Source organism: Desulfosarcina sp., assembly GCF_055467485.1.
Window position 1 is genome coordinate 38,438 of record NZ_JBUOIV010000013.1, and the last position, 16,828, is coordinate 55,265.

Annotated in this window: 20 protein-coding genes; 1 reads left to right on the top strand and 19 read right to left on the bottom strand. The window is 55.9% G+C overall.

Features of this window, described 5'->3' with window-relative positions; genetic code table 11:
* Positions 1 to 6: 6 nt before the first annotated feature.
* The 19 genes from ACZCED_RS08605 to ACZCED_RS08695 form a co-directional block, all read right to left on the bottom strand.
* Positions 7 to 894, bottom strand: coding sequence for a haloalkane dehalogenase (locus tag ACZCED_RS08605; protein ID WP_462969237.1), 888 nt, complete (start codon positions 892 to 894; stop codon positions 7 to 9).
* A 41-nt stretch (positions 895 to 935) separates the two neighbouring features.
* Positions 936 to 1,787 carry a thymidylate synthase gene (locus ACZCED_RS08610; protein ID WP_462969236.1) on the bottom strand — a complete coding sequence of 284 codons (852 nt, stop codon included), beginning with the start codon at positions 1,785 to 1,787 and terminating at the stop codon, positions 936 to 938.
* Positions 1,788 to 2,066: 279 nt separating this feature from the next.
* Positions 2,067 to 2,531: a MaoC/PaaZ C-terminal domain-containing protein gene (locus ACZCED_RS08615; protein WP_462969235.1), complete on the bottom strand. Its 465-nt coding sequence runs from the start codon at positions 2,529 to 2,531 to the stop codon at positions 2,067 to 2,069.
* Between the two features lie 13 nt (positions 2,532 to 2,544).
* Positions 2,545 to 2,775, bottom strand: coding sequence for a hypothetical protein (locus ACZCED_RS08620; protein ID WP_464860628.1), 231 nt, complete (start codon positions 2,773 to 2,775; stop codon positions 2,545 to 2,547).
* Positions 2,776 to 2,811: 36 nt separating this feature from the next.
* Positions 2,812 to 3,288 carry a hypothetical protein gene (locus tag ACZCED_RS08625; RefSeq protein WP_462969233.1) on the bottom strand — a complete coding sequence of 159 codons (477 nt, stop codon included), beginning with the start codon at positions 3,286 to 3,288 and terminating at the stop codon, positions 2,812 to 2,814.
* Positions 3,289 to 3,390: 102 nt separating this feature from the next.
* Positions 3,391 to 5,340, bottom strand: a complete 1,950-nt coding sequence (locus tag ACZCED_RS08630) for an alpha/beta hydrolase (RefSeq protein WP_462969232.1) — start codon at positions 5,338 to 5,340, stop codon at positions 3,391 to 3,393.
* Positions 5,341 to 5,399: 59 nt separating this feature from the next.
* Positions 5,400 to 6,146 (bottom strand): aspartate/glutamate racemase family protein, encoded by a 747-nt coding sequence (locus ACZCED_RS08635; RefSeq protein WP_462969231.1) that lies wholly within the window; start codon positions 6,144 to 6,146, stop codon positions 5,400 to 5,402.
* 96 nt (positions 6,147 to 6,242) lie between these two features.
* Positions 6,243 to 6,710, bottom strand: coding sequence for a DUF4442 domain-containing protein (locus ACZCED_RS08640; RefSeq protein WP_462969230.1), 468 nt, complete (start codon positions 6,708 to 6,710; stop codon positions 6,243 to 6,245).
* The gene (locus ACZCED_RS08645; RefSeq protein ID WP_462969229.1) at positions 6,707 to 6,985 is read right to left on the bottom strand and encodes a hypothetical protein; all 279 of its coding nucleotides are present in this window, start codon (positions 6,983 to 6,985) and stop codon (positions 6,707 to 6,709) included. The genes ACZCED_RS08640 and ACZCED_RS08645 overlap by 4 nt, the downstream gene beginning before the upstream one ends.
* A gap of 73 nt (positions 6,986 to 7,058) precedes the next feature.
* Positions 7,059 to 7,868 carry a 4Fe-4S binding protein gene (locus ACZCED_RS08650; RefSeq protein WP_462969228.1) on the bottom strand — a complete coding sequence of 270 codons (810 nt, stop codon included), beginning with the start codon at positions 7,866 to 7,868 and terminating at the stop codon, positions 7,059 to 7,061.
* Between the two features lie 177 nt (positions 7,869 to 8,045).
* Positions 8,046 to 8,696 carry a class I SAM-dependent DNA methyltransferase gene (locus ACZCED_RS08655; protein ID WP_462969227.1) on the bottom strand — a complete coding sequence of 217 codons (651 nt, stop codon included), beginning with the start codon at positions 8,694 to 8,696 and terminating at the stop codon, positions 8,046 to 8,048.
* A gap of 133 nt (positions 8,697 to 8,829) precedes the next feature.
* A complete protein-coding gene (locus ACZCED_RS08660) occupies positions 8,830 to 10,965 on the bottom strand; it encodes a M3 family metallopeptidase (protein ID WP_462969226.1) in 2,136 nt (711 codons plus the stop codon).
* 74 nt (positions 10,966 to 11,039) lie between these two features.
* Positions 11,040 to 11,690 carry a lysoplasmalogenase gene (locus ACZCED_RS08665; RefSeq protein ID WP_462969225.1) on the bottom strand — a complete coding sequence of 217 codons (651 nt, stop codon included), beginning with the start codon at positions 11,688 to 11,690 and terminating at the stop codon, positions 11,040 to 11,042.
* Positions 11,691 to 11,794: 104 nt separating this feature from the next.
* Positions 11,795 to 12,268, bottom strand: a complete 474-nt coding sequence (locus ACZCED_RS08670; protein WP_462969224.1) for a hypothetical protein — start codon at positions 12,266 to 12,268, stop codon at positions 11,795 to 11,797.
* 131 nt (positions 12,269 to 12,399) lie between these two features.
* The gene (locus tag ACZCED_RS08675; protein WP_462969223.1) at positions 12,400 to 12,774 is read right to left on the bottom strand and encodes a hypothetical protein; all 375 of its coding nucleotides are present in this window, start codon (positions 12,772 to 12,774) and stop codon (positions 12,400 to 12,402) included.
* 73 nt (positions 12,775 to 12,847) lie between these two features.
* The gene (locus tag ACZCED_RS08680) at positions 12,848 to 13,225 is read right to left on the bottom strand and encodes a hypothetical protein (protein WP_462969222.1); all 378 of its coding nucleotides are present in this window, start codon (positions 13,223 to 13,225) and stop codon (positions 12,848 to 12,850) included.
* A 33-nt stretch (positions 13,226 to 13,258) separates the two neighbouring features.
* Positions 13,259 to 13,528, bottom strand: a complete 270-nt coding sequence (locus ACZCED_RS08685; protein ID WP_464860629.1) for a hypothetical protein — start codon at positions 13,526 to 13,528, stop codon at positions 13,259 to 13,261.
* A gap of 320 nt (positions 13,529 to 13,848) precedes the next feature.
* A complete protein-coding gene (gene nadB / locus ACZCED_RS08690) occupies positions 13,849 to 15,489 on the bottom strand; it encodes an L-aspartate oxidase (RefSeq protein WP_462969220.1) in 1,641 nt (546 codons plus the stop codon).
* 3 nt (positions 15,490 to 15,492) lie between these two features.
* Positions 15,493 to 16,158, bottom strand: coding sequence for a TIGR04211 family SH3 domain-containing protein (locus ACZCED_RS08695; RefSeq protein WP_464860630.1), 666 nt, complete (start codon positions 16,156 to 16,158; stop codon positions 15,493 to 15,495).
* Between the two features lie 158 nt (positions 16,159 to 16,316).
* Here ACZCED_RS08695 and ACZCED_RS08700 point away from each other — a divergent pair, with 158 nt between their 5' ends.
* Positions 16,317 to 16,736, top strand: coding sequence for a DUF1178 family protein (locus tag ACZCED_RS08700; protein ID WP_462969218.1), 420 nt, complete (start codon positions 16,317 to 16,319; stop codon positions 16,734 to 16,736).
* The last annotated feature ends 92 nt before the right edge of the window (positions 16,737 to 16,828 follow it).

The window sequence follows — 16,828 nt, forward strand, 5'->3', positions numbered from 1 at the left end:
CCCGGATCACGAAAGCGCGCTGTACCAGCTCGCCAACGCGGAACCGATCCGGTGCGGATGGTCTTCCTGCAAATAATGAATCCCCGGGCCGATGTCGACGGCGTCGAGGTTGCTGAGCGTTTGCTTGCACCATTCAACCGTTTTGGCATTGATCAGGCCTCCGGGCGATGCGAAGCAGAGCAGCTTGGGTATCTCGGATTCCTGAAGCCATCTGTTGTAGTTCGATACCACTTCGTAAACATCCGCTGGCTTGCCCATGATGGGGATTTCGCAAGGCCACTGCCGCAACGGCCTGCGACTCCGGACCGTTTGGTATGGCGCGGCGTAAGCCTTTTTCTCCCTTGCGGACAATCGTCTGACGATTGCCTTGGGCAGAACCTGGGTAACCAAGACATTCAAGACGCTGACCATGAGCCAGCCAAGGCCGGGCGTGCGCATCATCTTGAAACCCATTTTGAAGCCGCTCGGAAAATCGTCCCACGTCACCGGTCTCAGAATGGCCTCCATAAAGGCGATTCCTTTAATGTTGTGCTCATTTCTCATCGCGTAGTGGAACCCCAGCGCGGAACCCCAGTCGTGGACGACCAGCGTGATCTTTTCCAGACCCAGCCTCTCGATGAAGCCCTCCAGGTACCTGGCGTGGTCGGCGAAGCGATAGGCCAGGTCGGGTGCGTCCGAGCGACCCATGCCGATCAGGTCCGGGGCGATGCAGCGGCCCAAAGGGGTCAGATACGGAATGATGTTGCGCCACAGGTAGGAAGAGGTTGGATTGCCGTGCAGGAACAGGATCGGGTCACCCGACCCTTCATCGATATAGTGCATCTTTGAACCAAACACCTCGACACGGTTGGATCGGAACGGAAACGCCGCCGAGATTTTTTGTGGATCAGCCATGGTCGATTTCCTGCTTCAGATGGGTACCGCAACCATTTTTCCTACACCGTGAAGGCATACTGGATGGCCGGATGGTGTCGATACCCCTCCAGTTCGAAATCATCGAGGGTCACCCATGTCTCCAGATCCGCCAGCGACCTGATGTCGGGATTGATTTTCAGCCTGGGCAGCGGATAGGGCTCGCGCTGGAGCTGCACGGTTTTCACCTGCTCCAGCTGGTCTTCGTAAATGTGGGCGTTGACGATTTTGTGAAAGGCCCTGGCGGGCCTGTTGCCGGTGATTTGGGCAATGATCATCAACAGCCAGCCCACCTGGACCTGATTGAATCCATGGCCCAGCGGCAGATCGTCGGATCGCTGGTAGCTGGTCAGGTACAACCGGTCGCCCAGCAGGCTGAAGGTGTGGGTGTGCATGCAGGCGGCCAGGCAGGCGCGGTCCAGCTCGCCCGGATTGTAAAAGGTCATTACTTCCCGCCGGTCATCGATCCCTTTGGACAGGTTGTCGACGATCTTGCGCAACTGATCGATCTCCTGCCCCTCCGGATTGCGCCAGCGCCTGCCTTGAACCCCATAGCAGCGGCCCATGTCATCCTCGCCGTCACGGTAGTGATTGGCCAGCCAGGCGGCATTGTCGTTGGCGTTGGCATTCCACGTATTGCACCCGAGCGCACGGAACTGGGCCGCGCTGCGGTAGCCGCGCAGATAACCCAGCATCTCGGCAATCGCCGGCTTCCAGAACAGCTTCTTGGTGGTCAGCACCGGCAGGCTGCCGTCGCTGACATCGTATTCGAAGTCCGCGTTGATCACGGTCAGGCAACGCTTGCCGGTCCGGGCGTTTTTCACCCAGACGCCTTCATCGATGACCCGCCGGCAAAGCTCTAGGTAGGCTTTCATGCCGTCCTCCGTATGGTGGAGGACAATCCGGCGTCCGTTGTCAATGGTCCCACGGTCGTTTTCCTCTCTGCGGTTTCAACATTATTCGGTCCTGACCCGCAAGCGGCGGGGCATGCGTGCCGGCCAGGCGGGCAATCGGTTGCGGGTTATCCTCAGAAATATAATGCCGCCTGGCCGACAGCCAAGACTTTTCCCGTCTTTAATCATGGGCACGCCGCGATGATGGCCCCAACGCCTTCCGTCGCACCGCCCGCGCATGGTTCTCCATGCGGCGAAAAATCATTCTGACCGCGGTATCCCGGACTCCCGGCAGGCAATCAAATAGCGATAGCCATACTCGATAACCGGCTCCTTGCGCTGATTGGCAACCTTGCACCGGATCGATGCAAACCCCCTGTCCGGCCTGCTGCGCGATCGCTGCAGCTCCGTCCACCAGGCATCTACGGAAAGCACGTCGCCCGGCCGCACCGGATTGAACATGTTGGCCGCGTGCATGCCGACACCGCTGAGGATGGCGACATGACCCTGCGCCTCAACGACAACCCGTGTACAGGCGGAGAGCGTATGAAGGGAAGATGCCACCAGCCCGCCGAAAATGGATTCCCTGGCCGCCTTCTCATCGATATGGAACCGCTGGGGGTCATATTCAGTCCCGAAATCGATGATCGCCTCCCGCGTCATCCGAACGGGCTGGCAACGAAGATGCTCCCCTTCCGTCAAATCCTCGAAATATCTCTTATTCATGGCCGCCTGAACCTTAACGCTTTTTAAAGAAATAATCAGAAACCAGTATGCACATCAGGCCCGGCATCAGGGCGACGAACGCAAAAAAGAGGTTCCATATATTCAAGAAACTGAACACCCTTTGCGCAAATGGCAAGCCATCGGTGAGCAGCACCCTGACATACTGCAATAGTATGTAGATGCCGACGATGACGATCCAGGAATAGCCGATGACGTGCAGGGCGTCGATTAGTTTGTTGATCATTCGCATCATACCTGGAAGAACATTGGCGGCCGGCTCTCATCCGGGCCCGAAGCCGTCCGGCTTTCCGCCATCGCGTGCAAGCGCTGGTGCGTCGGGCAGCGACAGCCGTTTTTGTTTTTTAATCGATGCGAACATGGCTATCAGCATGAAAAATATTCCGAACAGCCAGTTCCAGTATCCGATGTGAAGATCGTTCAGGTTTTTTTGCTGAACGATGCCGTAGCCCGCCCAGAAAAAAGCGGACATAAAGGCAATGATCTGAAAAATGATCAACCGGTTGAAGGCGATCTTAAACTGCAGGATGAATACCAGAATGGTAAAAAGATTGGCAAGGTTCGCGAATATCAGAAACAGATAGTTCGACAGGCCCTTGAAGTTGAAAAGCGATCCAAAAAGCACCGCGGCGCTTTGATATCCGCGGACGGGTTCGTCGAATACGCTCAGGGCCGGCAGAAAGAAGGAGAAGGTGAAAATCGCAAACCCTAAAAAATAATATCTTCGCTCGAGGTCCATTGGGTCGCTTTCCGTGAGGTTCCGTTCAGCGGCGGCGCCCCCCGCTGTCGCGGGTCAAGGTCATACTTGAGCCGTCCGTCCATCCACACGACGGCAACTGCTTCATTCCGGTGTCAATTCAATGCCCCGGACGTAGGTCGGCCGTCCGGGCGTGACGAAAAAATCTTGTACGGCGAGTTCATAGCCTTCGGCTTTTATGGTAAGCCGGTATTGCCCGTCAGGCAACCCGAAGAAACCGAAACATTCATTGTAGCAAAAATCGGCACGCGAGATCAGGTAGTCGTTGTCATTGATATATTCACCCCTCATGGGTTGGAGTGTCCGATCGATCCCGTTGCCTTTCAATGTAATCGATTCAAAATCAATCTTTCTGTCGTCCGATCGATACCTATAATCCGGCATGCCGACAGACTTGTCTTCCGGTTCCTGTGAATGGGTGACACATCCGCGAATCACCCCGTCTGGTGCAAAGGTGAATTCGAGCTCGCTGGTTTCGTCGCTCCCGATGGAGACGGGGACGTATTTTTTGCCGGGTTTGCCGGCTGTTGCCGTTGTCACCAGGCTGGCATGGTAATTTCCGGCAGGAAAAGGTCCTATAATCCTGCCGTTGTCATCCTCGTTCAGGTAAATTACCGTTTCGGCACTTTCTTTGCCGATGGGAGTGAGAATGAGCATGGGACGGGGCCTCAGGTCGGCGAAATCATAATCATAGGCGAAGTGAATCGTAAGGTGCCCGCCGGATCGATCGATCGACGCGCTTTGTTTTTCATCAAACGCGTTGAGAATGGTATTGTACTGTTCCAGCACATCCCGGCTCTCGATGATGCTCGCGTGATCCTCGTTAAATGCATAGTTCATCTTGGCTTCGGATTGCGGCCGGTAGTCCAGGAGACTGGACAGGGCGATCGTCCCGTCATTGTTCGATCTGAACGGGTTCCTGCTTCCGCGGTGACCGGAAAACATATAGAAGCTGATCTCTTCCGGCATTTTCAGCCTGTACAAAGAGGTGATGAAGTCACCTTCCGGCTGCATGTCTATCCAACTCGGAATGACCGCCGGAGATTGCTCGACGCCGTACTCGGCCATCCTGTCGCCGCCCCACGGTGTGGCCAGTGAAATGAAGAGCTTCACGTAGGGGAACTGACGGCCATAGTTGACGACAAACGATCTGGCGACCAGCCCGCCCATGCTGTGCGCCGTAATGTATAGGCTGTTGAAATGGTATTTGGCCTGGAGGTTGATCAATTTCCATAACAGCAGATATGACATGCTGCTGAGACGCCCCCCGCTCGGATAATAAAAAAACCAGGGTTGAAAACGCGTCCGGTCGATATGCTCGACGAAATAGCGCCAGCCCCTGGGGGTTCCGGCGGCGCCGTGGATAAAAAGAACGGGTGTTTTTTCAGGGTCATACGCTTCGAGAAAAAAGATGTTTCCCCCCATCTCCCTGAAGAAGGAACCAGGCTCCCAGAAGCCTTTTGCACCGTATGCTTCGGCGAATCGCGCGTCATCCAGATCCGTTATGGCGCCGGCCTGCCGGCTGTAAAGCGTTTCGGGCCTGACCGAGGCGATTGCCGATCCGCGGGGCATGACGATATCCTTGCCCCCTTCGGGAATGACGACGTCGATATCGAACACGACGCCAACCGCCGGAACCCGGACCCCTTTCGGATCGCCATGCTGCCCGGCCGGTTCGCCGGCCTCATAAACCAGGTTGCTGTTTTTATCACAATAGGCAAAGACGTCGTACTCACCTTGTTCAACCATGAGTTCATACTCACCGGAATCGTGCAGGACCGTGTATCCGGCGATCTCCCTGTCCTTGCCCCTTGAACAGGCAGCGACGATAATCGGTCCGTCTGCCGGGAAATCCGCCTCGATCCGCCCGATGATAACCGTGGACGCCTGGCTTCTGATCACGTCTTTTTTTAATTTGATCAGCGTGCAGCCTGTCGCCGTAAACCCGATGATGAAAAGAGCAAGGGTCACCCCCCGGAAGAGCAGGGGTAAACCTGCCTTCACCTCATTTGCAGACGGTCGTAACAATTCCATCCTATCCATCTCCAATCGATCGAAAACGCCCTTCGCCGTCCCACGGCCGGCGGCGCCGTTCAGGGGTCCGCGGAAGCTGACTGAACAGGGTTCTTCACAGCCTGGTATACATAATTGGTCAGCGTGACGATATCAAACACGGGGCGCCCGGTCGCTTTGCGGACAGCGTCGGCAAAAGGCGGGAGATCGGTGCACTCCAGTACGAAGGCGCCGATATCGGACCTTTCCGTCATCGAACGGGCAAGACGGATAATGTCGTTTTCCACGGTGGGAATGTCGATCTCCTCATCAGGCGAGGAGAAGATCTTGTTCCACTCGGTACATGCTTCCAATCCCTCGACATGAATCGAATTGAAATCGGTGATGCCGACACGCCGCAGGTGTTTTTCCGTCAGGGCGGATTTCTTGGCGGTGAGAATGCCCACTGTCCGCTGTCCTGCCAGCATGTTCCGCACCATGGGGACCTGAATCAGGCTGGACGTGAACACCGGCACGCTGACGGCCTCGGCCAGTTCCCTCTGAAAAACGGCGTTGAAACCGCAACTGGTGGTGATTGCCCGGATGCCCCGTGTTTCCATGGTGCGGGCTTCTGCGATCATCGATCGCAGGACCGCCTGGCTCGGTTTCTCGAGAATCGTGTGGATATTGGCGCCCTTGACCCTGCAATAGCTTACCGGAAACGCGAAGGTTTCCGGGTTGGTGCTGTTTCCCGGAAGTTTTTCGAGTTGCGCCAGGCCGCGTGGATTGCTGCCTTGCTCCCAGCACAACATGCCGATCAATGGGTTGTCCAAAGTGATATCTGCCATTTGATTACAGGCGCTCCTTTTCCTGTCGTCCACTTTCCATCGGAGAGTGAATCGCGTCCGCTGAAAAGCTATTTGTATATCGGTACATTTCTTTGTCTATCGCGGCTTTTTTCTCACATAGATCACTTTCTCGACGCCGGCTACCAAATCATTGCCAGAATCCCTTATCTCTATGAAAAATTTTGAAAAGTATTTGTCGCCTTTTTCCGTATGGCGGCGGATCGCTTCAAGATCTGCATCGGAGATTTTAATGACGGCCGTGACATTCTTTTTGGTGGCCTTGACGAAGTCGATGGTTGCTGATTTGTCCCAGACCAAATATTCCTTTCCAAGCAGCCGCATCAAGAGAAGCATCAGATGGGGGTCGATCATCGAATACAGGCTGCCCCCGAAGTGGGTGCCGACTGCGTTCCGGTTGTACCAGCGCAATCCCATGGAGACGTGAAGCTCCTTCCAGTCGTCACTGATATGGTCGACTTTTACACCCGCGCCAAGATAGGGTGGATACCAATTGATGATCCGCTTAAACAGCTTGGGTGAGACATTCATGAAATCAACCTTCATGCATCGGGATCCTTCTTAAAAGGGTATCGCCAGACGATCGACACGGCCCTGTTCGGTTCGACTGCCACATAAACGCCTGGTTTGCCGGCAACATAGGCAAGCAGTCCGATCCCGGCTGCCCAAAAAACAAGTAACATACCATAGGTGAGCGCATGGGAAAAGCCGTCAGGCGGTCCGTCACGAAACAGGATGCCGGTCATTGCCGCAAGAAAAAACAAAAATACGGCGGCAACGCCCCACGAAAAGGCTGCGATTCGATTGCGGAAGATCGCCATGGTCTATAGGCCCAACGGCCGCGCGCGAGGGGCGGCCCGACGCGGAAAAGACTGTCTGCAGGAACCAGAAACGCTACCCGTCTATCCCGAACATCCGGGGTTCTTTCCGGGCGCTGCAATTTTCGTTCAACCAGGTGGCAATGGTCTTCATCGTTTCGTCTTCCCAAACCCTTGCGCCGGTGGGGCAGTTCTTAATACACGCGCAACAGCGAATGCACAGCTCGATGTCGGTCGCCACGCTCCCATTGATGGAAATGGCCGCAGTCGGACAGACACTGGCACACGTGCCACAAACGGTGCACGGGTCTGCTTGGGTCACCGGTGAAACAACCATGGACCGCACGCCGCCTTCATAGGGAAACCGGCCGGGGATCTCCAGGTCCATCGGGGCGCCAGGCGACTGCAGCGCGTTTATCTTGTTCTTAATTTTCGCTCCCCAATCCATTGCCAGCTGAACATCCCGGCTGTCCGGACGTCCATTGGCGATGGGGACATCCTCGGTTGCAAAGGAGTGCTCCCCGATGAATGCAGCTCCGGCAACCGGATTGAAGCCCAGCTCGATGGCCACGTTTTTCAATTCCAGCAACGCATCTTCAAACTCCCGGTTGCCGTATACAACGACGAGGATCGCCGGGGTGTTGGCCGCCTTTACCGGGTTGAGCCGATCGATGGCATCCACAGGCAGGCGCCCGCCGTAAACAGGGGCACCGATGATTGCGAGTTCGTCTGAAAGGGGTTTGATTGCTTGTCGGGCGCCTTCCGGAAGCGTTAAATCAATATGCTCGACATCTGCAACCGAGATGCCCCGGGCAATGCTTTCCACAACTTTTCGAGTGGTGCCGGTGGGAGAAAAATAGATGAGTTTTACCTGTTCGACTTTCATTGCTAACTCCTCTTGCTCATGGTCGGTTATCAATCAAGGTGACGATCTCAAGCTTTCGGCGGTCTGAAAACGGTCCTTTCGGGATCGGCATCGCTGTCGGGATCGAAATCCGTGCCATGGGGGGTGTTTTTCGATTCAGAAAGCGACAGGGACGGATTCTCCCCATCTGAAAACCGTTTATGGCACCGGCACGGGCGGGTAAATGGCAGGTCCGCTGCCCGACCTGTTCCTCGCCAGGTAGGATCGGGCAGGCATGCTTGTCGTCCTTTCCCGATCCCTATAGACCGTGAACGCCAGTTCCCTCAATGGCTCAAAGCCATAGCGCGCCATCAATGCGGCGATCTGTCTGGCGCTGTGACGGTACATCGTTACCGTCCGCTCCGATTTGGCGTTCTCCACTTCCACCTCGATCGCGTGCGCTTCGTTTTCCAAACGATCTCCAACCACGAATACAAACAGTCCACCATCGCGGATAATGCGGCCGGTTTCCTGAAAAACAGGAGACAGATCGCTGAAGAAATTGAAAACGCCGGTGCAGACCGCGTGGTCCATGCTCCCTGAATCGTAAGGATAAGGGCGCTTGCAGAGATCATGCTGCTGCAGGGCGGTAAATCCCTTGCTTCTGCACGCCTCAAGCATCGTCGGGGAAATGTCAAAGCCATGGACGTTCAGCCCTGCTTTGCGGAACAGAACCGATCCCAGGCCGGTGCCGATACCGATATCCAGCATGGACTGACCCGGTTGAACATGCGCGTAAGCCAGGCCGAAGGCAACTTCGGGGCCGTACCAGCCGGTTGCCTCCGCTTCCTTGTCGTATGCGGTCATCATTTTTGATCTGGTCGATGGTTTTTGATCGCTCCCTGACGGCTGGTTGTGCGGACGCGTATCCTGCGGTCCCGCACCGCCCGCAGGTCAGACGCGTATCCCATCATCATCCAAAGACTGAGAACACATGGGTCAATTAAATCGGTTCGGGGTTATCGGTTCGCGGCGCATTATCGAGAGAAGAAGCCTTCAATCCGCTATGTCGCAGCAATGCATCGGTGCGAGGCCCGCGGCCACGGAAATCCTGAAATACCTTCATCGGGTCACGGCCGCCGCCGCAGGCGAGAATCGTGTCCCGGTAGCGGCGCCCCAACGCGGCAATGGCGGCCTCATCTTCCAGCCCGGCCTCCTCGAAGGCTGCAAAGGCATCGGCGCTGAGCACTTCCGCCCATTTATAGCTGTAGTATCCCGCGGCGTAGCCACCGGCGAAAATATGGGTGAACGCACAGAGAAACCGCGATTCGGGCAGCGGTGGCAGCGGGTTCATGTCCCGGGCGATCTGTTGGTGAACATCGAAAGCGGTTGTCTTCCCATCCGGATCGAAGTCGGTATGCAGCATCATGTCGGTCATGCCGAACTCCAGTTGCCGCATGAACATGGAGCCGGCACGGAAGGTACGGGCGGTGCAGATTTTGTCGAACAACGCATCCGGCAAGGCTTCGCCGGTTTCAAGGTGCTTGGTCATGCCCGTGAGGGTGGGTTTGTGGTAGCACCAGTTCTCCATGAATTGGCTGGCGACCTCCACCGCGTCCCACTCGATGCCACTGACGCCGGCCGCGTCGCTGAAGTCGACGGTGGTGAGCATGCCCTGCAGCCCGTGACCGAATTCGTGGAAGAGCGTCTTCACCTCGCTGAAGCTCATCAGCGAGGGACGACCATTCATCGGTGGCGTGCCGTTGCAGCACAGATGCACGACCGGATGCCGGATTTTTCCATCGATGCGGCAGCGTTGCAGGCAGCTGTCCATCCACGCGCCACCGCGCTTTTCCTCCGGGCGGGAATAGGGGTCGAGATAAAACCAGGCAATGGTTTCATCGCCGCCGTTTTTGACACGGTAGAAGCGCACGTCTTCGTGCCAGACCGGCGCCTGCCCGTCGGCCGGTTCGAAGGTGACGCCGAACAGCCGGTTACATAATGAAAACAGGCCGTCGATCACGCGCGGCAGAGGGAAGTACGGGCGCAGTTGCTCGTCGGTGAATTCGAAGCGTTGCTCCCGCAGCCGTTCAGCCCAAAACGCTACATCCCAGTGGGCCAGGGGTTCCGCCTGGCCGGATGCGTGGGCCAGTTGCAGCAGTTCATCCAGCTCCGTCCTGGATGGTTGCCGGGCGGCGTGCACCAGTTCTGAGAACATGTGCTGAACGGCGGCCACGTCGGGTGCCATTTTCGAATCCAGGCTGAGCGCGGCGTAGTATTCATAGCCGAGCAATTTCGCTTTTTCTTTGCGCAACCTGAGGATGCGGCCTATCAGGCCGCAATTGTCCAGTTCGCCGGTGGATGCCCGCAGGATATAGGCGCGGTAAACCTGTTCGCGGTGTGTGCGGTTACGGTGGTGTGCCATGAAGGGGACATAGCTGGGGTAATCGAGGGTGATGCGCCAGGGGCCGCCGTCGGGTGTGGCCGTTGGATCCCCCTTGTTGGCCCCGTTCCAGGATTGCGCGGCAATCTGCCTGAGGGTCGCCGGCCAGCCTTCGGTTTCACCGGTATCGGTGATGATGAATTCAAAGGCCTTGGTGGCATCGAGCACGTGGTTGGAAAAGTCCGTGTGCAGTTGTGAGAGTTCTTTGGCAATGGCATTGAATCTCTCCCTGGCCTCACCGCTCAAACCGACGCCGGCGTGCTTGGCCGTCCGGATCTTTTGCTCGATAATCCGCTGCTGGACTTCCTCGAGCGCCTGCCAGGAACCGCTGTCGCGAATGGTGAGCAGCCCTTCGTAGATGGCGGGGCTCTGGCTGACCCGCAGGCCGAATTGCACGACGTCGGCCAGCACCTGCTCATGGGCTTTACGAAGCTTCTCGGAATTCTTAACGCCCATCAGGTGCGAAACCACGCCCCAGCTGTATTCGAATGGGAAATCGAGCCGTTGCAATGGCAGGAGCAGCCCGTCCCAGGTTGGCACCAGGTTTCGTTCCAGCCGGTCGATCTGTTCGTTGGCGCGATCGAGCACCTGTCGAATGGCCGGGACCACGTGTTCCGGCGCGACACGGTCAAAAGGCGGAAATCCGTTTCCGGCCAGCAGGGGGTTGTCGGTCAGATTCATCGTTTCCTGGTTCACGAAAATTTCCTTCCTGATTCAGTTGGAAGAAGGGATATTCTACAACCCCCGAGTTTATAGGTTAAGGGCTTACCCTATCGCCTCTCGGAGCCGAATCCATGCAGCGATGCACCGGCTGTTATTAGTAGCTGAGCCGGGTAATAGGTCCCCATAATCAATAAGCTGGCGTTGGGCACAGGAGCGATAAAACGGTTGACGGCGATGAGGGAATCGGAGGCAATGAACAGGCAGGCGCCCGCAACCACCAACCAATGGTTGACGCGGCTTAAGGCAGCCAATGCCCCCATGGCCACAATGACCAGCAGATAAGCCACAACCGGCACAAGCATATCACCAAGGTTCGGCATCATGACAAATCCGATCAAACAGCCATAAACCATTATGGTCGCGGCAACCATGCCTCGCCGGCCTATAAACTGGATGCCTTTCGTGAAAGCGGCAATATAGAACAGATGAGCCACTAAAAAGGCCCCAAGCCCCAAGGCAAAAAGCGAATCACCTTCAAGCTCCAACACGATATCGCCGACCCCGGAAAGAATCAGACCCCACCCTATCAGTTTGCCGCGCAATCCGGCAATGTTCAAAAAGGCCAATGCCGCCAGGCTATAGATCGGCACCGCCTTCACGAGATAGACAAAGGGATAGGGTCGCATGTGTAACGTGGCGATGAAGATCACGGCGAAACTGAAAAATATAAGATAGAAGATTTTGCTTGTTCGGGTCATTTTTTTAGTTTTACTCCCAGCAAAGGCAGGCTTGACCGCTCTGATCACTACAACGGACCGTTGTGGCGCGCGCGGCAGGTAGCGCGCCCCGACAAGCAGCGTTTTTATATTTTCTTTTCGACAAAGCTTGGGATATCGGTTTTAGCCCCGCCATTCGCATAGTGACTATCAAGTGCGTATGCCATCATTTCTAACGGTGCCTGATGGTATCCATTGCTCAGTAATTCACCAATGTAACGTTCAATGAAGTTTTTGGCACCCAAGACCTTCCACTGTGCAACGTGAACAAGCTCGTGGAAATGCAATCTAACGATGCTACTTGCCTCTGGGCGGAGATAGTAAATGTTTTTATATGTGATTCCAGAGAGATCCATATCAATTAGGCTACCCATTCCCATCTGCCTGAGTTCGGGGAAATCCGGCTTTGGAATTCGATCGACAACCACATAAAATGCATGTTGGAGAAAGGAAGGAGGATAAAAGCCATCAAATGTTTGCGTAAAACACGCACAGCAAGTTCGTTGTTCTTCAAATGCAGCGTTTGTCTGGTCGATCCATTGCTCTATTTGATCTATCATCTGCGCTATCCGGACGAACGCCCACCATCACAGGCGAGCAGGGTTTGCAGACTTCGCAAAAGAAAAGTGAACACCCAAATTGGCCAAAACCAAGGCGGCCCGCCCCTGCGAGTCCATTGTGAATGGTGATGTTAGATAGACAATAACCATGTCAGTGCTTCGTCGCGTGTTCTAAAAGCATTAATTTTCGCATCCCAAGATGGTTCGACGTAAACCTGAAACATCCTATTCATCCCATAAAGAAGGTCTTTTGGTACAACCGCTGCAAATCGTGCAGCTCCAATTGCTGTGCGCCTTTCTCCACAAACTTTCGAAATCTGCTCGAGATCATTTACGGTTAAATGTCCGATTTCTATCTCCGTTTCATCGGAAAGCACTAATGATCCTGGGCTCCACCGCTTATGTGCTATTAGAAAGTCAAAATATGCGGCGCTGTCTTCTACGCTGGACTTACCGATCAATTTAACATCAAAGTAACCATCGATAAACGTCACCTTGTATTCCATGGATGTACTCCTGTTTAACGTCATTTTCACGCGCCCGGCTTTTCGCGTCGTGTGTAAAAATGTTAAGTGCTCCCTATACACTCTTTACAAGCCAAGCAAGCGCTTTTTCACGGGATCTGAATGCGTTGATAGTTAAAGGATGTTCTCTGATTTCTATAAAAGCTTCGTACATCCGAGATATCCCAAATGATAAGTCTGTGGGTACTAACAAAGCTGTCTTGCCATTTTTTCGCAGATGAGCGTATGTTTTTGTAACTGTGATTATTTGTTCCATATCCTCTTTACTAATATTGGAAAGATCTGCATCTGTAAAATCCCATAATAAGAAAGGAGTGACATCATGCTGGACGAAATCTTCAAAAGCGTGAATAATCTCTTCGCGAGTAAGTACACCACTAACAGTCAATATTGTCTGAGATTCATCTTTTTTCGATTTTTTGATTGTCGCCATTTTAATTCCTAAAGTAAATTTTTATTCAAGCACTTAACGCAAAACTAAGGGGCCGGGAAACAATCCCTGAATTTCAGGCAGCAGGGACAGGGTGGAGTGGGTTTGCCGGGTGGCACGGGTATTGTCTTGCTGGATTTCGGCCATGGCGTGGGTCAACAGCAACAGATCACGCCTGGCGTTTTCAATGGATTGCCGTCGCTGCTCTACACCCGTATAAAAAAGAATCACCAGGGCCGGCAGAACGGCGAGCATGACCCGCAATGCCAGGTTCTTGCGTATCGAACTCAGGTTGATTGGTGTCATATCCGATTATATCCCCGATCGAGCGTCCCTTGCATGGCGGGTTTCGCGCATCCTCCCACCTTTTTTACCAGAAGTCCGGCTTGGTGAAGCGGACTGGCGGTTGTGGGAAAAAGGGTGCCTCCAGCGATAGTCTGACAGGTTCGTCAGACCAGCACCCGGTTATGCGTATGATGGGCGGCCTATTTGTGCCCCCAACCAACGGCGCGTAAAGGCATCGTCAGGTCGCACCGCCATGAAATCAGCATTCTGGGTTTACATCGGAAAAAAAAGCAACATATAGAAATAATATGGGATTTTTCTATACATGGAGTCTGGCGGTCTTATCCGACGATCTGCCGGCGGATCACCGTGTCCTTTTTCCAACGGCGGTCGTCCCTGTCGGGGTAGCCGATGTTGTAGTGCAGGCCGCGGCTCTCCTTGCGGTGGGCGGCGCATTTGATGATCAGCTCGGCCACGGTGGCGATGTTGCGAAGTTCGATGAGATCGGGTGAGACCTTGAAATTCCAGTAGTACTCGCTGATCTCATTCTGGATGGTGTCGATGCGGCGCTGGGCGCGGGCCAGGCGCTTGTCCGAGCGCACGATGCCCACATAGTTCCACATCAGGCGGCGGATTTCGTCCCAGTTGTGGGCGACCATGATCTGCTCGTCGCTGTCGGTGGTGCCCACGTCGTCCCAGTCCGGGATGACCGGAAAGGCCACCTTGTGGTTGGCGGCAAGGTCCGTGACGGCCTGGCGCGCAGCGGCGTCGGCGTAGATCAGGGCCTCCAGCAGGGAGTTGCTGGCCAACCGGTTGGCGCCGTGAAGCCCGGTGCAGGCGGTTTCGCCCACGGCATAGAGGCGGTTGATGTCCGTGCGGCCGAACATGTCCGTGACCACGCCGCCGCACATGTAGTGGGCGGCCGGCACGACGGGGATCGGCTCTTTGGTCATGTCGATGCCGAAAGCCAGGCATTTCTCGACCAGGTTGGGAAAGCGGCCCCTGACGAAGGCCGCGGGTCGGTGGGAGATATCCAGAAATACGCTGTCATGGCCGGTGCGCTTGAGCTCCGTGTCGATGGCGCGGGCCACCACGTCGCGGCAGGCCAGGTCTTTCTGGGGGTCGTAGCGCTGCATGAAGGAGTTGCCGGCGGCATCCATGAGCCGCCCCCCTTCGCCGCGCACCGCTTCCGAGATGAGAAAATTCTTGGCGGCCGGGTGGTACAGGCAGGTGGGATGGAACTGGACGAATTCCAGGTTGGCCACGGTGGCGCCCGCCCGGTAGCCCATAGCAATGCCGTCGCCGGTGGCGATGTCCGGGTTGCTGGTGTACAGATACACCTTGCCGGCACCGCCGGTGGCCAGCAGGGTGATGCCGGCGCCGACGGTCAGGACCCGGTGCGATTCGCGGTCCAGTACATAAGCGCCGCAGCAGTAATCCTCGTGGGTGGTGGTGACCAGGCCGCGTTTGATGCGTGTGGAGAACGTGATCAGGTCGATGGCCATGTGGTTTTCGTAGAAGCGGATATTGCGGTTGCCGCGGGCCCGCTCCAGAAGCACCTGCTCGACTTCACGACCGGTCATGTCGTGGGCGTGGACGATGCGGTTGCGCGAGTGCCCGCCCTCCCGGCCCAGATCGAACGGCGCGCCGCCGTTTTCCCCGGGACCGTCGCCTTCGGTGTTGAAGGGGACGCCGATTTCCATCAGTTCCCGGATGCGCGCGGGGCCGCCGACCACGACCTGGCGGACCACGTCCGGGTTGCACAGGCCGTCGCCGGCATCCAGGGTGTCCTGGATGTGAAGGTCGAATGAATCCCGCTGGTCGAAGACGGAGGCGATGCCCCCCTGGGCGAGGTTGGTGTTGCTGTCCACCGCCTGCTTTTTGGTGACGATGGCCACGGTCCCGCTGTCGGCCACCTTGAGGGCGACCATCAACCCGGCGATGCCGCTGCCGATGATGAGAAAATCAGTCTGTATATCCATGCATCAATACAGGGAGGAGCGGGACTTGCGCCGGCTCGAACTGAAGAGGCCGATAAAAAAGCCGACCAGCATGATTCCGCCGCCGGTGAGCACCCACTGGATGATGCGGCTGCGCTTCAGCTGCATGTTTTCCTCATCCAGTTTGGCCGACAGGGTTTTCTCCGCCTCCAGATCGGAACTCACCTGCTTGTGCTGCTGTTTGAGCTTCAGGAAATCGGCGGCTTCCTTCTTGAGGGTCTCGTAGGCGGCGCTGAGTTCGTCGCGATCCTTCTGATTCTGGGAAAGGTCGGCATCGGTGGCTTTTTTCTGCGCGTTGAGTTCGTCGAAATTATCTTTCAGGTCCTTGTACTTGGCGGTCAGCACGTCAAAGTCCTGTCTCACACGGCCCAGGACCATGGCGCAGGGCTGGTTGGGCGTGAGGTAGCGGTTGAGCACCCAGCCTTCCTTGCCGTTGTGGTCGCGCACCATGGACCACTCTTCACCTTTTTCCAGGATCTCGAGCGCTTTGCCGCTCTGGACCAGTGAAATGATTTTGCGGTCCGAACCGGGGCCGGTGCGCATGGTGATCTCGAAGTCTTCGGACACGTAAACGGTTTCCGCGACACTTGCGGCCGGAAGGATCAACAGGCCAATTAGAACCATCCAGAACCCTACTTTCAGGCTTTTCATAACCAAATCACACTCCATTTAATTGGGGTTGTTTCAGCCTCGGGAAAAAACGGACCTATTCTGAGTTGAAAAACAGGCATCTGTCAATAATTTCTTTTCAAACCGCAAGCCCTGTGGTAATTCAAAAAGTGCAACAGAAACAGGCAGGTGAAGGCTTCATGATCGCTTACGACCTACAATGCGGCAACGGCCACCAGTTCGAAGGCTGGTTCGAGGACAGCCAGACGTTCGACCGGCAGAAAAAGCAGGGGATGATCGCCTGCCCGGTCTGCGAGGACACCGGCGTGTTCAAATTGCCCTCCACGTTTGCCATCAAGGGATCGTCCGGCGCGCTGTCCCTCAAGCCGGGCGAAACGGCGGACATGGCGGCCCTGGGCAAGAAAATCGTCGACTACGTGCAGAACAATTTCGACAACGTGGGCGCCGATTTCGCCGAAGAGGCCTTGAAGATGCATTATGGCGTGAGCGAACCCCGCAGCATCCGGGGCGTCAGCACGCCCAAGGAGGAAGAGACCCTCAAAGCCGAGGGCGTCCGCTTTTTCAAGTTTCCCCTCCCCTCGGACCCGGACGTATCCTGATCCCGTTTCCCCTCACCCCGGCCCGCTCCCCACAGTAGCGAGGGGTTCGACACGCTATCATCCGCCATTCAAGCACGGTTGTCTTTCCCGCC

Excerpts from the sequence above, each read along its gene's own strand:
- ACZCED_RS08615 (WP_462969235.1), bottom strand. The coding sequence starts at position 2,531 with ATGAATAAGAGATATTTCGAGGATTTGACGGAAGGGGAGCATCTTCGT.
- ACZCED_RS08610 (WP_462969236.1), bottom strand. The coding sequence starts at position 1,787 with ATGAAAGCCTACCTAGAGCTTTGCCGGCGGGTCATCGATGAAGGCGTC.
- ACZCED_RS08680 (WP_462969222.1), bottom strand. The coding sequence starts at position 13,225 with ATGGCGACAATCAAAAAATCGAAAAAAGATGAATCTCAGACAATATTG.
- ACZCED_RS08640 (WP_462969230.1), bottom strand. The coding sequence starts at position 6,710 with ATGAAGGTTGATTTCATGAATGTCTCACCCAAGCTGTTTAAGCGGATC.
- ACZCED_RS08700 (WP_462969218.1), top strand. The coding sequence starts at position 16,317 with ATGATCGCTTACGACCTACAATGCGGCAACGGCCACCAGTTCGAAGGC.
- ACZCED_RS08635 (WP_462969231.1), bottom strand. The coding sequence starts at position 6,146 with ATGGCAGATATCACTTTGGACAACCCATTGATCGGCATGTTGTGCTGG.
- ACZCED_RS08605 (WP_462969237.1), bottom strand. The coding sequence starts at position 894 with ATGGCTGATCCACAAAAAATCTCGGCGGCGTTTCCGTTCCGATCCAAC.
- ACZCED_RS08625 (WP_462969233.1), bottom strand. The coding sequence starts at position 3,288 with ATGGACCTCGAGCGAAGATATTATTTTTTAGGGTTTGCGATTTTCACC.
- ACZCED_RS08620 (WP_464860628.1), bottom strand. The coding sequence starts at position 2,775 with ATGATCAACAAACTAATCGACGCCCTGCACGTCATCGGCTATTCCTGG.
- ACZCED_RS08645 (WP_462969229.1), bottom strand. The coding sequence starts at position 6,985 with ATGGCGATCTTCCGCAATCGAATCGCAGCCTTTTCGTGGGGCGTTGCC.
- ACZCED_RS08695 (WP_464860630.1), bottom strand. The coding sequence starts at position 16,158 with ATGAAAAGCCTGAAAGTAGGGTTCTGGATGGTTCTAATTGGCCTGTTG.
- nadB (WP_462969220.1), bottom strand. The coding sequence starts at position 15,489 with ATGGATATACAGACTGATTTTCTCATCATCGGCAGCGGCATCGCCGGG.
- ACZCED_RS08665 (WP_462969225.1), bottom strand. The coding sequence starts at position 11,690 with ATGACCCGAACAAGCAAAATCTTCTATCTTATATTTTTCAGTTTCGCC.
- ACZCED_RS08670 (WP_462969224.1), bottom strand. The coding sequence starts at position 12,268 with ATGATAGATCAAATAGAGCAATGGATCGACCAGACAAACGCTGCATTT.
- ACZCED_RS08675 (WP_462969223.1), bottom strand. The coding sequence starts at position 12,774 with ATGGAATACAAGGTGACGTTTATCGATGGTTACTTTGATGTTAAATTG.
- ACZCED_RS08685 (WP_464860629.1), bottom strand. The coding sequence starts at position 13,528 with ATGACACCAATCAACCTGAGTTCGATACGCAAGAACCTGGCATTGCGG.
- ACZCED_RS08630 (WP_462969232.1), bottom strand. The coding sequence starts at position 5,340 with ATGGAATTGTTACGACCGTCTGCAAATGAGGTGAAGGCAGGTTTACCC.
- ACZCED_RS08655 (WP_462969227.1), bottom strand. The coding sequence starts at position 8,696 with ATGATGACCGCATACGACAAGGAAGCGGAGGCAACCGGCTGGTACGGC.
- ACZCED_RS08650 (WP_462969228.1), bottom strand. The coding sequence starts at position 7,868 with ATGAAAGTCGAACAGGTAAAACTCATCTATTTTTCTCCCACCGGCACC.